Below are 16,398 nucleotides of genomic sequence, written 5' to 3' on the forward strand. Positions count from 1 at the left end.
TGCGTGTCCTCTTCCTTCGTCTCACTTCGTGACCGTCACCGGATTCTTGCGGCGGTCGCCGCCATTCTGTCTGGCGCCGCCTCTCCGGTTCTGGCGCAGGAGGCCCACGATGACGACCATCATGATGAGGCTACCGAGGTCGAAGACGTCATCGTCCAGGCTACCCGCTCGGGCCGCCGCATCCAGGACGAGCCGATCCGCGTCGAGGTCATCGGCCGCGAGGAGATCGAGGAAAAGCTGCTGATGACGCCCGGCAACATCGCCATGCTGGTGAACGAGACCGGCGGGGTGCGGGTGCAGACGACCTCGCCGGCCCTGGGCGCCGCCAACATCCGCATGCAGGGGATGAGCGGGCGCTACACCCAGCTTCTGGCAGACGGGCTGCCCCTCTACGGCGGACAGGCGTCATCGCTGGGCGTATTGCAGATTCCGCCGACCGACCTGGGTCAGGTCGAGGTCATCAAGGGGGCGGCCTCGGCCCTCTATGGTCCCTCGGCGCTGGGCGGGGTCATCAACCTGGTGTCGCGCCGTCCGGGCGACGAGGCCGAGACGGAAATCCTGGCCAACATCACCAGCCGCAACGGGCAGGACCTGACCGCCTACGCCTCTGCGCCGTTCAGGGGCGCATGGGGCCAGTCGTTGGTCGGCGGCTATCACCGCCAGAGCCGTCAGGACCTCGACGGCGACGGCTGGAGCGACATCGCCGCCTATGAGCGTTGGTCCCTGCGTCCGCGCCTGTTCTGGCAGGGCGAGAACGGCGGCGAGGCCTTTGTCACCGTCGGCGCCATGACCGAAACCCGCAGCGGCGGCACCGAACCGGGCCGCGTCGCCCCCGACGGCCGCCCCTTCGTCCAAGCCCAGGACACCGACCGGTTCGACGCGGGTCTGGTCGCCAGTCTGCCGATGGGGGCCGGCACGGTTCACCTGCGCGCCTCGGCAATGACCCAAGCACACGATCATCAATTCGGCGACGTCTTCGAGAAGGATCGCCACGACACCGGCTTCCTGGAAGCGGCCTATGGGTCCGAGATCGGAACCACGACGTGGCTGGCCGGGGCAGCGGTTCAGGTCGATGGTTACGACAGCAAGACCTTTCCGGGCTTCGACTACACCTACACGGTCCCCGGCGTCTTCGCTCAGGTGGAGCATGAGTTCAGCCCCGAACTGACCCTGGCGGGCAGCGCCCGGTTTGATCAACACAGCGAATACGGCGGCCAGTTCAGCCCGCGTCTGTCCGTCCTCTATCGCCCCGGCCGCTGGACCGTGCGCGCTTCGGCGGGGCAGGGCTTCTTCGCCCCCACGCCCTTCGTCGACGTGACCGAGGCGACCGGCCTGTCGCGCCTGCGCCCGCTGGAGGGCCTGAAGGAGGAGGTCGCCCGCACCGCCTCGCTGGACGTCGGCTATCGCCAAGGGCGGATCGAGGCCAACCTGACCCTGTTCGGTTCCGATCTGAACGACGCCGTGCGCGCGGTGGACGACGGACCGGAGCGCATCCGCCTGATCAATGTCGAAGGCGTGACCCGCACGCGCGGCCTGGAGGCTCTGCTGCGCTATCGCCGTGCGCCCTTCACCCTGACCGGCAGCTATGTCTTCGTCGATGCGACCGAGCCGGAAGACGACGGCCTGACGCGCCGCGACACCTTCGTCACCCCGCGCCACACGGCCGGCCTCGTCGCCATGTGGGAAGAGCATGATCGGGGACGTCTGGGGCTGGAGGTCTATTACACCGGCAAGCAGGCGCTGGAGGACAATCCGTATCGCAGCGAGAGCCCCTCCTATCTGGAAGTCGGGTTGCTGGGTGAGATCATCCTGGGGCGGTACAGCCTGTTCCTGAACGCCGAGAACCTGTTGAACGAGCGCGTGACGAAGCATCATCCGCTGCTGCTGCCCCAGCGCGCCAATGACGGCCGCTGGACGACCGAGGCCTGGGGACCCACAGACGGTTTCACCGTCAACGGCGGGGTGCGCATCCGCTTCGGCGGCCACTGACAGAACCGGAGGCAGGCGTGACGCTGAGCATAGGCGAACTGGGGCGGCGGACCGGGACCAAGGTCGAGACCATCCGCTACTATGAACGCATCGGGCTTTTGATCGCGCCCGCCCGCACCGAAGGCAATTACCGCGCCTATGGCGAGGCGGAACTGAACCGCCTCTCCTTCGTCCGCCGCGCCCGCGACCTGGGCTTCTCCATCGAGCAGGTGTGCGACCTGCTGGCCCTGTCGGACCGCCGCGATCAGTCCTGCGCCGAAGTCGACGAACTTGCAGGGGCGCATCTGGCTGAGGTCGAGCGCAAGATCGCCGACCTGGAGGCCCTGCGCCGCGAACTGTCCGCCCTGCTGTCGCAGTGTCGGAAGGGGACGATCTCGACCTGTCTGATCATCGATGCCCTGGGGCCAGCGCAGGCCGAATAGATGTTGGCTTTCAGGAGAGGCACCAATGTCCGCTCATGACGCTTAGTGGAAATCCCGCGACCCCGGCAAAATCCGCACGTCGCGCGGGTGCCGATGCGGCGGCTGACGCGGCGGTTGCGGGTGGGCGATGATGTCGGCGCGGGCCAGTTGGATTTCGGTTTCGTGGTCTTCTGACAGGCGGGACAGTTCGGCGCTGTGGTCGATGACGCGACGAGCGACGACGTGAACGACGCCCTCGGGGCTTTTCTCGACCAGGCCTTCGATCTGCATCAGGCGAGCGCCCATGATCTCGCGCCGGAACTGGTCCAGCATCCGCGCCCACAGGACCACGTTGGTGATGCCGGTCTCGTCCTCCAGGGTGACGAAGACGGCGTTGCCCTTGCCGGGCCTTTGACGCACCAGCACCACGCCTGCGACCTGCACCAGGGAGCCGCCGCGCTTCGCTTCGGTGGCGGCGCAGGTCAGCACGCGGTCAGCGGCGAAGACAGGGCGTAGGATGGCCATGGGGTGGGCCTTCAACGACAGGCGGGCGGTCTGGTAGTCGGCGGCGACGTGTTCGCCCAAGGGCATCAGGGGTAGATGAACGTCGGGCTCCGCGCCCAGTTCGCGGGCCCCGCGCTCGCGCGCCTCGGCGGCGGCGAATAGGGGCAGAGGATCGTCGCCAGGGAGACGGCGCACAGCCCACAGGGCCTGTCGGCGGTCCTGGCCCAGGGAGCGGAAGGCGTCGGCGTCGGCCAGCTTGCGCATGGCGGCGGCGGGCAGTTCGGCGCGTCGAGCCAGGGTTTCGATATCGATGAAGGGCGCCTCGGCCCGCGCCGCCGACAGGGCCTTGGCCCACTCCTCCTTGAAGCCGTCGATCTGGCGCAGGCCCAGACGCAGGATGGGCGCTTTCTCAGGCCCCTCCAGGCTGTTGTCCCAGTCGCTGTGCGAGACGTCGATGGGGCGCACCTCGACCCCGCCGACCTCCTGCGCCTCGCGCACGATCTGAGCCGGGGCGTAGAAGCCCATGGGCTGGCTGTTCAACAGGGCGCAGGCGAAGGCCGCCGGGTGGCGATGCTTGATCCAGGAAGAGACATAGACCAGCCGGGCGAAGCTGGCGGCGTGGCTTTCAGGGAAGCCGTAGGAGCCGAAGCCCTTGATCTGTTCGAAGCAGCGCCGCGCGAAGTCTGGATCATAGCCGCGCGCGATCATCCGCCCGACCATGCGGTCTTCGTAGGTGTGCAGGGTCCCGTCGCCGCGAAACGTGCCCATGGCCTTGCGCAGGCCGTTGGCCTCGGCGTCGGTGAAGCGGGCGGCGACCATGGCGACCTTCATGGCCTGTTCCTGGAACAGGGGAACGCCCAGGGTCCGGTCCAATACCTGCTCCAGCTCGTCAGGCGGACCGTAGAGGCGGCCGGGCGGAGGATAGTGAACCTCCTCCACGCGGTTGCGGCGACGCAGGTAGGGATGGACCATGTCGCCCTGGATCGGACCGGGACGCACAATGGCGACCTGGATCACCAGATCGTAGAACTCTCGCGGCCTTAGCCGCGGCAGCATGTTGATCTGGGCGCGGCTCTCGACCTGGAAGACGCCGATGGACTGGCCCCGGCACAGCATGTCGTAGACCTCAGGTTCCTCCGGCGGGACGGAGGCCAGGTCGTGCTCGACGCCCGAATGGGCCTTCATCAGGTCGAGCGCTTTTCGGATGCAGGTCAGCATCCCCAGGGCCAGGACGTCGACCTTCATCAGGCCCAGGGCGTCGATGTCGTCCTTGTCCCATTCGATGAAGGTGCGGTCCGGCATGGCGGCGTTGCCTATGGGGACGGTTTCGTCCAATCGCCCCTGGGTCAGGACGAAGCCGCCGACGTGCTGGGACAGGTGGCGCGGAAAACCGAGCAGGCGCGTCGCCATGCGCACGGCGCGATCAACCATGGGATTGGCGGCGTCCAGACCGGCCTGTTCGATCTGGCGCCCGCTGATCTCCGATCCCCAACTGCCCCACTGGGTCGAGGCCAGGCGGGCGGTGACGTCCTCGGTCAGGCCCAGAACCTTGCCGACCTCGCGGATGGCGCTGCGTGGACGATAGCGGATGACGGTGGCGGCGATGCCGGCGCGATGACGGCCGTAGCGCTCATAGACGTACTGGATGACCTCCTCGCGTCGCTCGTGCTCGAAGTCCACGTCGATGTCGGGCGGCTCGTCACGGTTGGAGGACAGGAACCGCTCGAACAACAGGTCGTGGCGGGCGGGATCGACGCTGGTGATCCCCAGGACGTAGCAGACCGCCGAGTTGGCCGCCGATCCGCGCCCCTGGCACAGGATGCCCTTGTTCTCGGCCGTGCGAACGATGTCGTGGATGGTCAGGAAGTAGGGGGCCAGGCTGCGCTCGGCGATGAACTCCAACTCTCGCTTGAGCAAGGCTGCAACCTTAGGTGGTGCGTCGTTGGGATAGCGGACGAGGGTGCGGCGTCGGACCAGCTCTTCCAGCCAGCTCTGGGGCTCCCATCCCGGCGGCACGGGCTCCTCAGGGTATTCATACTTCAGGTTGCCAAGATCGAAGGTCGCGCGTGACAGGAAGGCGGTCGTCTCGGCCACCGCCTCAGGCGCGTCTTTGAACAGCCTCGCCATTTCATCCGCCGGCTTCAGCCAGCGTTCGGCGTTGGCTTCCAGCCGACGGCCGGCGGTTTCGATGGTCACGCCTTCGCGGATGCAGGTCAGGACGTCCTGCAGGTCGCGGTCGTCGGGGGCGGTATAGAGGACGTCGTTGAGCGCCAGCAGGGGAACCTCTACCCGCTCCGCCATGGCCTTGAGCCGGGCCAGCCGTCGCCGGTCATCGCCGCGTCTATGCAGGGCGGTGCCCAGCCAGACTGCGCCCGGCGCCGTCTCGTTCATGCGGGCCAGCACCTCTTCCAGCCCCGTCAGCCGGTCCGGCGGGACGAGGATCAGCAGCAAGTCTTCAGGATCGACCAGCAGGTCGCGCAGGCCGATCTCGCACTCCCCCTTCTTCGCCCGGCGATTGCCCAGGGTCAGCAGGCGCGTCAGCCGACCCCAACCCGATCGTGTCTCCGGATAGGCGATGACGTCCGGCGTCCCGTCGTTGAAGACCAGCCGCGTCCCGGTCAGCAGGCGAAAGTCCGCCGCGCGGCGCTTCACTTCTTCGGACAGGGCCGGATCGTTCAGCGGGTCCTCGATGAAGGCGATCTCGCCGGGACTGCCGCCGTCGCGCATCCTGTCCGGCGGGGCCAGGCCCTCGACGCGAATCTCCTTCAGCGCGCTCCAGGCCCGCACCACGCCCGCCACGGTGTTGCGATCGGCCAGTCCCAGTCCAGCATGGCCGCGCAGGATCGCCGTCAGCACCAGGTCCTTGGGATGCGAGGCGCCGCGCAGGAAGGAGAAGTTGCTGGCCGTCGTCAGCTCGGCGTAGGCACCGCAAGGGTCGAGCCTCTTCATGCGAACAGGCCGTGGATGAACCAGCGCGGCTCGGGCGTTTCGCCATAGAGGCCCTGGCGGAACAGCCAGAAGCGACGGCCGTCCCGGTCCTCGACCCGGTAATAGTCGCGGGTGCGCTGGTTCGGGGCGCGCCACCATTCGCCGCTGATCCGCTCGGGCCCTTCGGCGCGCGTCACCTCGTGCAGGACACGCCGCCAGCGGAACTTCAGAGGATAGCCGTCGGGGACCTCGGCCAGGGTTTCGACCGGTTGGGGCGGGTCGAACATCTGCAGCGGCCGCAAGGGCGGATTGTCAGGATCGAGATCGGGCCAGGTCTCGTCGCCATGACGGGCGGCGGCCGGGACCAGTCGCGCCGCGCGTTCGGGGATGTGCGAGGCGAAAGGCTCGAAGCGCAGCACCGCCTCCGGCCCCAGACGCGCGGTCAACCGATCGACCAGGCGGCTGAAGGCCTCTTCGCCGGGTGTCTCGCGCTCCAGCCCCTGCTGGGTCGGCGCCAAAGCCTGGGTCCAGGGTACGGACATTCGCATCTGATCGAAGCCGAAGCCGGGGTCCAGCGGGGCGGCCAGGGCCGCCATCCGCTCGCGGAACAGCCGCAGGGTCGCAGGGGCGTCGCGGGTCGGGCGGCCGGTGCGGACGACGATGCGGCGCGTTTCGCCGTCCACGCGATAGAAGCCGGCCTCGAAGGCGCGGCCGCCCAGGCCGGTCTGATCCAGCCGGTCCATGGTCTCGACCAGCAGGTCGGACAGGACCCGTTCGATGTTCTCGGGCGCCGAGATCGGCTCGAAGAAGACGCGGTCGACCACGACGGAGGCGGGCGGGCGATGCGGGGTGATGCGCATGTCCTCGTCGCCCAGAATCCGCGCCAGTCGGGTCGGGAAGTCGGCGCCGAAGCGGGCGGCCAGGGGCGCGCGGGGCCGGTCGTCCAGATCGCCCAGCCGCTTCAGGCCTAGGCGACGCAGGGCCTCGTCCTCCTTGTCCGAAAGCTCCAGGGCGGCGACCGGCAGGCGACGCGCGGCGGCGCGGCCCTGGCCGGGCTCGAACCGGCCGCCGGGCCCGAAGCGTGCCAGGGCGCGAGCGACCTGGGGGGTGCCGGCCAGGGCGCATCGTATCTGAAGTCCGGCGCGTTCGGCCCGCGTCTGGACCGTCCGCATCAGGCCTGCTTCGCCGCCGAACAGGTGAGCGCAGCCGGTCACGTCCAGCATCAGACCGTGCGGCGGGTCCAGCGCGATCATGGGGGTGAAGCGACCGAAATCCTCCAGCACCCGCGCCAGCAGGGCGTCGTCGAGGTCCGGTTGATGGGCGACGACGCGCAGGACGGGGGTCCGCGCCCGCGCGTCGGCCAGGGCCAGGCCCGGCGTCAGTCCCGCCCGGGCCGCCGCCGGATCGACGGCCGCCAGCCGCAGCGCGCCCTTGATCTTCTCGGCCAGGACGACGGGCGGCGCATCCTTAGGCGGCGCGCCGTCCCGCTGTTCCTGACGCCTTAGCCGGTCGCTGGGCAGCCAGGGGAACCAGACCGCCAGATAGCGGCGCGGGCGGGCGGAAGGTTCGCTGTTCACGATCCCACTCCATGATCCAGGTTCCGGTCGCCCCGCTGCCGCGCCGCCGCAGCAGGGTTGCGGAAAAAGACGGCCGCCCCGGCGCCCCGCCTTCCAGAGGTTCCGAAGCGCAGGACGCCACCGACCAGCGGGTCTCGGCCGCGCTGGGGCAGGGCAGGGCGCCCGCCCGCGCCAGGAACAGCGTCGCGCCTCCGGTTTCGGCCGCCAGCACCAAGCGCCGGCTGGCCGTCAGGCTGAAGGCCTTGGCCTCGCCCCAGGCGCTCAACAGCACGGCGCCCACGGCGGGACTGCGCAGGGCTTCTTCGCCGACGACCAGCAGGGTCTGCACGTCGCGCGTCCGCACCAGCAGCAGATCGCGCGGCGACAGGCCCATCTCATGCAGGCCGGGCCCGTGCGGCCGCCCCGCCTCCTGGGCCATCATCTCATGCAGGCCCCAGACGATCGGCCGCCCTGCCGCCGCCCGCAGCGCCATGCCCAGCCCGAAAGCGTTGACCGCCACCGCGTCGGCAGGGGCGGCGGCGTAGAGGTCATGCAGAACACCCGTGGCCAACGGCGCAAAGACATCGTCGCTTCCCGCGCGCACGCCCGCGCCGACGCGACGACCGCCGGCCCGATCCAGGGCCTCCAGGCGCGTCTTCAGCGCCGCCAACGCGTCAGGCTGAGAATAAATGTTCCTCATTTGTTCTATATGCGCTCTTGTCCCTGGGGGGGCAAGCGGAGCTTCGTAAGGGGGGAGAAAATCAGGTCTTTTTGCGAAGGGTTTGAGTGCCGCCTTTATGGCAGAGCGGCAATGACCACATCTGGCGCGCAGCGGTCGCTAGCCGTCGGAGGTTGACATCACAGCAATAGAAAATGCTAATATCCACATATCTAATTATTTGCGAATTTCTTCATGGCTCAGCGGATTGGCAGCGCCAACGCATCGAACGCCGAATGGGAAAAGGTCGTCCGACAAGCGGAGATTCTCGCTCCCTTGGCGCAACGAGATAGAAAGAAGCGCGCGGATGTAGACCGGGCGGCGCAGGTTCTCGGCATTTCGACATCCAATGCCTACCGGCTGATCCGGTTACTTGCAGCAGATCCACGCCCAACGGCGCTCTTGCCTCATGCGCCAGGACCTGATGCTGGAAAGAGCCTGCTGAATCCACGCACTGAGGCGGTGATCTCAGAGGTGCTGGAACGATCGTACTGCTCGTCTCAGAAGCCGAAGGAATCGGCAGTGGTCACCGAGATACGGGGGAAGTGTCGGGCGCAGGGGCTAATTCCGCCGGGCCGTAAAGCCATTCACACGCGGATAGAAGCGATTGATCTATTCACGCGTTTGCGCAGTAGGGAGGGGGATAATGTTGCTGAACGAGCCGCGCCTCGTCCCGGAGGTATGGAGGCCACGGCCCCCAACCAGGTCTGGCTCATTGATCACACCTTGGCCGATCTGATCCTCGTAGACAGGCGTTATCGGTTGCCGATGGGGCGGCCCACGATCACGTTGATCATCGATGCTTACACGCGCATGTGCGTCGGCTGCTACGTGAGCCTGGGAGCGCCATCGATCATCCAGACGGCAATGGCGCTCCTGAGGGCGTTCATGCCCAAAGGCGCCCTTCTTGAGGAGATTGGTCACGATTGGCCTTGGCCCTGCCACGGCTTCCCTGAGATCCTTCACTCCGACAATGGCATGGACTTCAAGTCGCTGGCGATCCGCCGCGGTTTGGATACCTACGATGTGGCCCACTACTTCCGTCCTGTCCGCCAGCCGCGGTACGGAGCGCTGATTGAACGTTTCATCGGCACTATGATGGGCGAGTTGCATCTCGTACCCGGAACCACCTTCTCTAACGTTGAACGGCGCGGTGATTACGACAGTGATCGTCGGGCGGTCATGACGCTCGATGCATTTGAGACGTGGGTACTACTCCAGATCAGCCGTTATCATCGGTCCCCACACCGCGGTATCGATGGCTTCACACCCCAATCTCGCTGGGACGAAGCAGTCGATAATGGCTTCAAACCGCGAGCTGTTCCCCCGAGCTATGCAGAGGACGTACTGCTGGCCTTCCTACCCAGTGCGAAGCGACAGGTCAGCCGCACGGGCATCCATTTCAAGGTGCTGCGCTACTGGGCTCCCTGGCTCGGGCCGCTAATCCGCAAAGGGGCTGGATCGGTCGAACTTCGTTTCGATCCGCGCGACATGTCCTACATCTGGGTCTTGAGTCCGACTGGATGGGAGAGGGTCCACCTGTATCGCAGGAGGCCCCCATTTACGCTGAGGGAACACGAGTTGGCCCGCGCCGAACTTCGGGCAAAAGCGGCGGCCACCTTCAACGAAGACGACATCCATTCTCTACGGGAACAGGCGCAGGAGCTCATTGAGGCAGAGGCAAAAGCTACGCGTCGCGCGAGGCGCCGAAGCGAAAGTAACCAACGCGCGATTGAAGCCAAGACATCCATCTTTCTCCCCGTTGAGACGGCCACTTTGGCACTCGACTTCACCTCGAGACCGCTTCCATCACAAGCGCGCGAGGTCGAGGAGTGGTGACCGATATTCCAGTCCTTCATGACGATCCCTGGTCCCGGGTTACTCTCATTCTGAAAGACCGATGGGCGTCAAATCCGGTGAGCGACGAAGCCTTCACCCGTGCTCGCCTCGCCGCAGCCACTGCCGGTCGCTTACGGCCGAAGGCCTTACTGTTCTGGGGTGTCCCAAACGCTGGCAAGACGGCGCTTAAGTTGAAGCTGCTGCGGGAGATTTCTCAAAGAACATTTCTTCCTGGCTCCCCGAAGCCACTGGTGGTCCTGATGGTTGAGGCCCCGGTCGAGGCAGACGAAGCTCGTTTATACGAAGCCATACTGCAAGCAGGACACCAGTATGTGCCTAGCGGCAATGTTCGTACTCTGTTGAGAGCGGTTTCTGCGTATCTCGATGAGCTTCGTCCAGACGTTTTGATCTTGGATGAGGCGGGCAACCTGAACGCCTATGTCGGCGCTAGAGGCAACGTGTGTCTCAATGCCATCCGCAGGCTTTGTAATGTTCACCGAATGGCTTTGTTGGGCTTCGGGACAGCGGCAGCGATGACGGCTCTGCAAGGTGATGAGCAGCTCGAAAACCGGTTTGAGACATTTGAACTCAGGCCGCTCGCCCCGCCGGAGTTCCGCGAGTTTGTGGAACTACTAACCAGAGCGATGCCGCTACGGCACCCGACGTCTTGGTCAGTTAGCATGCTGGAGCATGCTTATGAGTTGACCAACGGATATGTCGGGCGAGCCGCGTATCTGGTTCAGGAGGCATGCGCCCAAGCGGTGCTTTCAGGCTCCGAACAAATCACGGAGGCTATCCTCAAATCTGGCGAGCTCAGCAATAGCCTCGCCGTCTTGAGGCATGCAGGAGCCCGAGCGGGAAGACGAACCCGACGGTCCGCGATCTGATGACCCTTTCTTATCCTGACGAAGCTCTTGGGTCGGTTGTCCTCAGGTGGTCAGTAAGAGGCCAATTAGACCCGTTGTTAGCCGTGCAAGCGATCCGGGATGGCGAGGTCGATCTTTCGCGGGACATCCTCAACGCCATGCAGAGGGCAGGGGCTTCCTTGGTCCAGTTGGACAAGCTGGCGTCCCTTTGGACGAGCGAATGGCCCAAGGTCGCTGTCGGCGATCTACACATCCCGCCAGAAGGGGAAGCAGGAATCGGTAAGGGGTGCGAGGTGTGTCTCGCTGATGACGCATCCGCGGGCCGTGACCACTACCTGCGGAACGAATGGCGCCTTGCTTGGCGCGTTACCTGCCAGAGACACTACATCGCGTTAGTCGAGTTCGCCGCGGCGGAGTTGATGCCGGTCATGATCGCTGGTCGCCGGGAGTACCGGGTCTGATTTATTCGCAACGTCGATCAGGTCGCAGATCCATTCCGACGTGCCTCCCAACGGCGGGGAGGGCGCAAAGGGTCGCCCTCCGCACTCGGCCTCTGTCTAGAAACTGACATCTGCTCGGCACTGCAAGGATCAGCGTTCCCTGACTGTTGGTGTGTCGGTCCTAGCTGGTCCGCCGCGCGCATTGTGCTGATGGACCTCACCGACATGCTTCTTACGCAAGCTCGTGGCAGCCGCGAGCGTCTGATCCATCGGTTCGCCGACGGGGATTGGGTACCACAGGAGCAGACCGCAAATTTTAGAAAAGGCAGCTTTCCGTTGATCGGCGCCTTCTGGCAGCATCGACTTCTAGAAAGCTGCGCACGCCTCCTGATCGACCCGTCCCGATTTGAGCATCTAGAGGACGGCTATCGACTAAATGTACACTCCGAACTGGCTTATGGCCGGATTGGTCAACAGCGAGCGCGGAGCGCGCTCGGCCAGCTTGCAACATCCGACCTTTTCAGCCTGCTGTTCGCCTATGTCGAAGAGCGCCATCTAACTGAGATGGAGCAGCGGATCAGAAGATGGCCAAGTCCATTGATCAACCGCGTTGCTGCAGCTGCTGCGGTCGCGCTTTATATCCAATAGGATATAATCTGACGCTCTAGACGACAGAGTCCGGGTTTGCGAATCTAGCCGGATGAATTGCCTAAGGAGCGAAAGTGAATATCTCCGACGACGCCCAATCCGCCGAGGAAAGCGGCCATCGTTCGATGAGTCTTCGTCTGCCCAGGCCGATGCACGAAGCCATGAAGGCGTTGGCGGCCCGTCGTGGGTTGAAAGCCGCAGACTTCTACGTCGAGACCGTGGAGACCTTTATCCGAGATCACATGGCGGGATATCGCCATCTTTTCGCAATCGAGAACGACGCTGTGCACATCAGCGTCAACGTGCCGGTCCGGTTTGCTCACACCGTTCGGGATGCGGCGCTTGGTCGACGGGTGACGCCGAATGAGCTAGTTTTCACCGCTGTCAGCCATGTGCTGGAGAGCGCGAATGCGGAAGCCGCTTAGCGCCTGAGTCCGACGAACTTGGAACCAGAGTCCAACGAACCCGGAACCAAACCGCCGCTCAGGCCGGGAGTCTCAGGAACCTGGAACACTGACATTTGTGTTTGCATCCTGCGGTGGAATATATTTCGCATAATATATCTTAGGCGATAATTCGGTGTGGCCGCTCCACCCCATGCTTCCCCCCCTCACTTCTCTTCGTATGGCGACTCGCCTCCAAGGCTGGCGTCGGTGTGTTCGATCAGAGCCGCACAAAGACATGCCTCGTCGGTGCAGGCGTCTCGACGCTTTAGGAAGCTACGGTCGTGTGGCGGGTTATGGTGGTCGACTTCCTGCTTGGTGGCATTCTCATAGGCGTAGACCCAGGCCAGGTCGTCGAGCCGTCCCATGCGCCACAGCGACGAACCCTGTTCGAACGATGATGCGCACATCAGTTCATGGGCTCGCAACGTCGGCGCATCGCAACTGATGTCCGACAACACTTCTCCGTAGCTGATCTCAAGCCGTGCGATCGCTTGTTCGATGCTTTGCAGATCAACTGCGCACGACTGAGCCTGGGCGATAGCCGGGGCCGCCAGGCAAAGCAGCGTGGAGATGGTTAACGACCGAATTTGCATGTTCCCTGTTTCAATCTTCGATGACTGAGCGCCAAGCGACCGAGCACGTTCCACCTACCGTGCTTCTTCCAGCGGCCACAACCGATCAACGGGTCTTTCCAGAACCCTTGAGGCGACCGAATGCAGAACCGACGGGGCTAGCCGCCCTGCCTGTGTCGCGACGGTGAGCCAGTTTTCGATGGATCCGCCCTGCTCCACCCACCTGTCTTGGCGCAGCAGGCCGTAAAGGCCGGCAGCCAGGACGTGCATGCCGTCATCCGCCTTACGCCAGCGGTCGGCCGGATTGCGCCCGATCCCCAGAGCCTCGCTGATCAACTGATCAAGCGCCTGGACGAGGTCTTCGTTCAGCATCCCCTCAAGCGTCGTATATCCCCACTGAGGGTCATGCTCCGTCACGATCTTCATGATCAGGGCGTCGCGCCTGAGAACTTCCAACGCCGCCTGGGCCGCCGGGCCCTTCTCATCGAAAGGCGGATGCAGCATCTCATGCGCGGCGATCCGCACGGTCGTCGGGGTGTCGTAATCCGCCGACTGCAGGAAGGTCTGCCCCTGGACCTTGATGCCGTGCGGTTTGGCGAAGTGCAGCAGGACGACTTCGATCACCGGGTCGAAGCGGCGCCCCGTCAACTTCTCCTGCCAGGTGATGACGTCGAAGCGACTGAGGTCCCGTTGGATCTCAGCGACTCGGGCCTGGAGATGAGCGGTGCGTTCGGAGCGAAAACCTGTGAAATCGGCAACTTCCATTGCCGCGAATATCTGATCCAGCTGTGACGCATTCTGGCTGAACCAGGCCCAGTCGCTTTCGCTCCAATAGTTGCTCTGTCGGTATCGCGGCAGGATCGCCTGTTCTCGATTCTGCAGGGCGATCCGTAAGGCCCCTATATCGGCGTCGTTTCCATCGGTTGAGAACAGCACCTGGAGATTGGGGCCGAGAAGACCGAAGCCCTGGGCCGTTGCGCGGGTCCACAGGTCGGCGATGGATGTTCGAATTTCCGGCGACAGCCGCGCGGCGAAGGCCGTGGCGTCTTCGCCATAGAAGCGCGTGTAAAGAGCGCCGCCTGCGAGCGGACCCAGGAAGGCTATGGCGTCGGCGCCGATCGAGGATCGCACCTTCCACTGTGTTGCGCCCTGGGCTTGCGTTGTCGCCAGTGCGCGCCTGTTCGGGAAGGACGACAGAGCGAGGGCGGCTGCGCCGCCAAGAAGGAGGTGTCTGCGTTGCATCCCTGTCTTCTAGCGCTCCTCCGATCCTGCTTCTTGAACGGAATGCACACGGAGGCTTCCTGGCGTGCGGCCGCTCAGACGTCGAACCAGTCGGGTCATGTGCGCCTGGTCCGCAAAGCCCAGTTCCGCTGCGAGCTCGGCCATGGATGTCGCCGATGTGCTCAGCATTCTGACGGCGCGCAGGGCGCGATGTTCGGCGCGAAAGGCCTTGGGCGACACGCCGTAGGCGATGCGGAAGCCTCGTGACACTGACTGGGGAGCCAGACCCATGGTTTCCGCCCAGTCAGAGAGGCTGAAGACCATATCCTGCTTCAACGCCTCGGCTAGCAGGTCCGGCCAGTCGTTGAGCATTCCAGTCTCTGGGATCAGTTCAGCTTGCAGCAACTGTGAGGCCGCGTGCAGATCGCGTTCGGCGGTCCGGATCAGAAGGTCGGGTTCTGACGCGCGATACAGGCCTGCGGCGACAGCGCTTTCGGCCAAGGGCAGGTTCAGAACCCTGGCGCCTGTGGGGTGAAAGCGGTCCTGATGGGCTTCGTGGGCTTCATGAATGACGATGTGGCCGGGCTCTACATGAAAGCGCCCCGCATCGCCCGCCTCAAGATAGCCGCCGCTGACGACAAGCGCCGCATAGGCGTAGTCGTGTCGATGCCGTTCGATCTGGTCGCCGCGACCATAGGCGGCCATTCCCGCCCAGAAAGGGAGGGTCTCGATGTTCGCTCCCCTCCCCGTCTTTCCCACGGCGATATGTTGGTCGTTCAGGCGGTGCGGACGTGGAGGAGCGCTCCATCCACGGACTCGACCACCACCGTCTCGCCGGCCAGGGGAGCGGAACCCTCGATCTCGGCCGGCCACTCGGCGCCCGAGACGAAGACGCGGCCGCGCCCGTTGATGAAGGCCTCCACCACCTTGGCTTTCTGGCCGACCAGGCGGACGTCGCGTGCATTGATGTCCGGCTGCTGATCCGGATTCACGCGCTTGATCAGGCGTCGCGACAGGATGATGGAGACGACCGTCAGGGCCGCGAAAATCCCGACCTGGATCGGAAAGCCGGTCCCGGGGAGCAAGGCCGAGATCAGGGCGACCAGGCCGGCGGAAACCGCCGGCCACAACAGCCACTCGGTGGACGCCATCGCCTCAATGGCCAGAAGGACCACGCCGATGGCCAGCCACAGCCAGAAGGGCTGGGCGGCGTAGAGGTTCATGACCCCTTCCATGGCCTACTCCGTTGCAGGAACGGCGCCGCCGGAGCGGCGCGGGGCGGGACGTGCGGGCGGCGTGGGCGCGCGGGTCGCCTGCTGCTCCCGAGCCAGGCCGACCAGTTCGCCGACCCCGGCGATGGTCCCGACCAGGGCGCCCATTTCGGCCGGGACGATGACCGTCTTCTGTTGCGGGCTGCGCGCCAGCTCGGCGAAGGCGTCCACGTATCTTTGGGCCACGAAGTAGTTGATGGCGTTGACGTCGCCGCGCGCGATGGCTTCCGACACCATGGCGGTCGCCTTGGCCTCGGCCTCGGCCTCGCGTTCCCGGGCTTCGGCGTCGCGGAAGGCGGCTTCACGGCGGCCTTCGGCCTCCAGGATCGCGGCCTGCTTGGCGCCCTCTGCGCGGGCGATGGCGGCCTGCTTCTCGCCGTCGGCCTCGGTGATGACGGCGCGGCGTTCGCGTTCCGCCTTCATCTGACGGGCCATGGCGTTGGTGATGTCGGTGGGCGGCGTCAGGTCCTTGATCTCGATCCGGCTGGCCTTCACGCCCCACGGCTCAGTGGCCGAATCGATGACGTGCAGCAGGCGGGTGTTGATGGCGTCGCGCTGCGACAGGACCTCGTCCAGTTCCATGGAGCCGACCACGGTCCGCAGGTTGGTCATGCAGAGCTGGGCGATGGCGTAAGGCAGATCGTCGACGCGATAGGCCGCGCGGGCCGCGTCCATCACCTGGATGAAGACGATGCCGTCGACCTTCACCATGGCGTTGTCCTTGGTGATGACCTCCTGGGTCGGCACTTCCAGCACCTGCTCCATCATGTTCATCCGCTTGCCGATGCGCTCGACGAAGGGGGTCAGGATGTGGATGCCCGGCGTCAGGGTCTTGGTGTACTTGCCGAACCGTTCCACCGTGAATTCACGGCCTTGCGGTACGATCTTGATGACGCTGACCAGGAAGATGATCGCGAAGGCCGCGAACACCAAAAAGAAGATGAGCGAGAAATCCATAAAGCCCTCCGGTTGAGTTCAGACCTTAACGGCCGCCCCGTC

At 65.0% G+C, this 16,398-nt stretch carries 15 protein-coding genes; 7 read left to right on the top strand and 8 right to left on the bottom strand.

Annotated features, from left to right (window positions below; all coding sequences use genetic code 11):
* Positions 1-3: 3 nt before the first annotated feature.
* Positions 4-1,989 (top strand): TonB-dependent receptor plug domain-containing protein, encoded by a 1,986-nt coding sequence (locus ABIE19_RS07465; protein WP_354088491.1) that lies wholly within the window; start codon positions 4-6, stop codon positions 1,987-1,989.
* Positions 1,990-2,006: 17 nt separating this feature from the next.
* Positions 2,007-2,411, top strand: a complete 405-nt coding sequence (locus ABIE19_RS07470) for a MerR family transcriptional regulator (RefSeq protein WP_354088492.1) — start codon at positions 2,007-2,009, stop codon at positions 2,409-2,411.
* Positions 2,412-2,453: 42 nt separating this feature from the next.
* Here the strand turns inward: ABIE19_RS07470 and ABIE19_RS07475 are convergent, their stop codons facing one another.
* The 3 genes from ABIE19_RS07475 to ABIE19_RS07485 are packed head-to-tail and all read right to left on the bottom strand — an operon-like array spanning position 2,454 to position 8,078.
* Positions 2,454-5,843, bottom strand: coding sequence for an error-prone DNA polymerase (locus tag ABIE19_RS07475; protein ID WP_354088493.1), 3,390 nt, complete (start codon positions 5,841-5,843; stop codon positions 2,454-2,456).
* On the bottom strand, positions 5,840-7,399 hold the full coding sequence (locus tag ABIE19_RS07480; RefSeq protein WP_354088494.1) for a Y-family DNA polymerase: 1,560 nt from the start codon (positions 7,397-7,399) through the stop codon (positions 5,840-5,842). Before ABIE19_RS07480 ends, ABIE19_RS07475 begins: the two co-directional genes overlap by 4 nt.
* Positions 7,290-8,078 (bottom strand): ImuA family protein, encoded by a 789-nt coding sequence (locus ABIE19_RS07485; protein WP_354088495.1) that lies wholly within the window; start codon positions 8,076-8,078, stop codon positions 7,290-7,292. Before ABIE19_RS07485 ends, ABIE19_RS07480 begins: the two co-directional genes overlap by 110 nt.
* Positions 8,079-8,291: 213 nt before the next feature.
* Between ABIE19_RS07485 and ABIE19_RS07490 the strand changes: the two genes are divergently transcribed.
* The 5 genes from ABIE19_RS07490 (at position 8,292) to ABIE19_RS07510 (ending at position 12,314) form a co-directional block, all read left to right on the top strand.
* Complete coding sequence (locus ABIE19_RS07490) at positions 8,292-9,935, top strand: TnsB C-terminal domain-containing protein (protein WP_354088496.1); 1,644 nt, start codon at positions 8,292-8,294, stop codon at positions 9,933-9,935.
* Positions 9,932-10,822 carry a TniB family NTP-binding protein gene (locus tag ABIE19_RS07495; RefSeq protein ID WP_354088497.1) on the top strand — a complete coding sequence of 297 codons (891 nt, stop codon included), beginning with the start codon at positions 9,932-9,934 and terminating at the stop codon, positions 10,820-10,822. The genes ABIE19_RS07490 and ABIE19_RS07495 overlap by 4 nt, the downstream gene beginning before the upstream one ends.
* A complete protein-coding gene (locus ABIE19_RS07500) occupies positions 10,822-11,262 on the top strand; it encodes a TniQ family protein (protein WP_354088498.1) in 441 nt (146 codons plus the stop codon). The genes ABIE19_RS07495 and ABIE19_RS07500 overlap by 1 nt, the downstream gene beginning before the upstream one ends.
* A 189-nt stretch (positions 11,263-11,451) precedes the next feature.
* Entirely contained in the window at positions 11,452-11,889 is a 438-nt protein-coding gene (locus ABIE19_RS07505; RefSeq protein ID WP_354088499.1) for a hypothetical protein, read from the top strand.
* A gap of 74 nt (positions 11,890-11,963) precedes the next feature.
* Entirely contained in the window at positions 11,964-12,314 is a 351-nt protein-coding gene (locus ABIE19_RS07510; protein ID WP_125900309.1) for a hypothetical protein, read from the top strand.
* A gap of 185 nt (positions 12,315-12,499) precedes the next feature.
* Here the strand turns inward: ABIE19_RS07510 and ABIE19_RS07515 are convergent, their stop codons facing one another.
* The 5 genes from ABIE19_RS07515 to ABIE19_RS07535 all read right to left on the bottom strand — a co-directional run bounded on the left by ABIE19_RS07515 (position 12,500) and on the right by ABIE19_RS07535 (position 16,356).
* Complete coding sequence (locus tag ABIE19_RS07515; protein WP_354088500.1) at positions 12,500-12,982, bottom strand: hypothetical protein; 483 nt, start codon at positions 12,980-12,982, stop codon at positions 12,500-12,502.
* Complete coding sequence (locus ABIE19_RS07520; protein ID WP_354088501.1) at positions 12,983-14,149, bottom strand: hypothetical protein; 1,167 nt, start codon at positions 14,147-14,149, stop codon at positions 12,983-12,985.
* 9 nt (positions 14,150-14,158) lie between these two features.
* The gene (locus tag ABIE19_RS07525; RefSeq protein ID WP_354088502.1) at positions 14,159-14,833 is read right to left on the bottom strand and encodes a helix-turn-helix domain-containing protein; all 675 of its coding nucleotides are present in this window, start codon (positions 14,831-14,833) and stop codon (positions 14,159-14,161) included.
* A gap of 71 nt (positions 14,834-14,904) precedes the next feature.
* On the bottom strand, positions 14,905-15,363 hold the full coding sequence (locus tag ABIE19_RS07530; RefSeq protein WP_354088503.1) for an NfeD family protein: 459 nt from the start codon (positions 15,361-15,363) through the stop codon (positions 14,905-14,907).
* 3 nt (positions 15,364-15,366) lie between these two features.
* Positions 15,367-16,356: an SPFH domain-containing protein gene (locus ABIE19_RS07535; RefSeq protein WP_354088504.1), complete on the bottom strand. Its 990-nt coding sequence runs from the start codon at positions 16,354-16,356 to the stop codon at positions 15,367-15,369.
* Positions 16,357-16,398: the final 42 nt, after the last annotated feature.

This window comes from Brevundimonas faecalis (assembly GCF_040549405.1).
GTDB classification, from domain to species: Bacteria; Pseudomonadota; Alphaproteobacteria; order Caulobacterales; family Caulobacteraceae; genus Brevundimonas; species Brevundimonas faecalis.

What these genes read in the sequence shown, in the direction of transcription:
- ABIE19_RS07535 (WP_354088504.1), bottom strand. Translation starts at nt 16,356, where the DNA reads ATGGATTTCTCGCTCATCTTCTTTTTGGTGTTCGCGGCCTTCGCGATC.
- ABIE19_RS07530 (WP_354088503.1), bottom strand. Translation starts at nt 15,363, where the DNA reads ATGGAAGGGGTCATGAACCTCTACGCCGCCCAGCCCTTCTGGCTGTGG.
- ABIE19_RS07500 (WP_354088498.1), top strand. Translation starts at nt 10,822, where the DNA reads ATGACCCTTTCTTATCCTGACGAAGCTCTTGGGTCGGTTGTCCTCAGG.
- ABIE19_RS07525 (WP_354088502.1), bottom strand. Translation starts at nt 14,833, where the DNA reads ATGGCCGCCTATGGTCGCGGCGACCAGATCGAACGGCATCGACACGAC.
- ABIE19_RS07485 (WP_354088495.1), bottom strand. Translation starts at nt 8,078, where the DNA reads ATGAGGAACATTTATTCTCAGCCTGACGCGTTGGCGGCGCTGAAGACG.
- ABIE19_RS07490 (WP_354088496.1), top strand. Translation starts at nt 8,292, where the DNA reads ATGGCTCAGCGGATTGGCAGCGCCAACGCATCGAACGCCGAATGGGAA.
- ABIE19_RS07520 (WP_354088501.1), bottom strand. Translation starts at nt 14,149, where the DNA reads ATGCAACGCAGACACCTCCTTCTTGGCGGCGCAGCCGCCCTCGCTCTG.
- ABIE19_RS07475 (WP_354088493.1), bottom strand. Translation starts at nt 5,843, where the DNA reads ATGAAGAGGCTCGACCCTTGCGGTGCCTACGCCGAGCTGACGACGGCC.
- ABIE19_RS07505 (WP_354088499.1), top strand. Translation starts at nt 11,452, where the DNA reads ATGGACCTCACCGACATGCTTCTTACGCAAGCTCGTGGCAGCCGCGAG.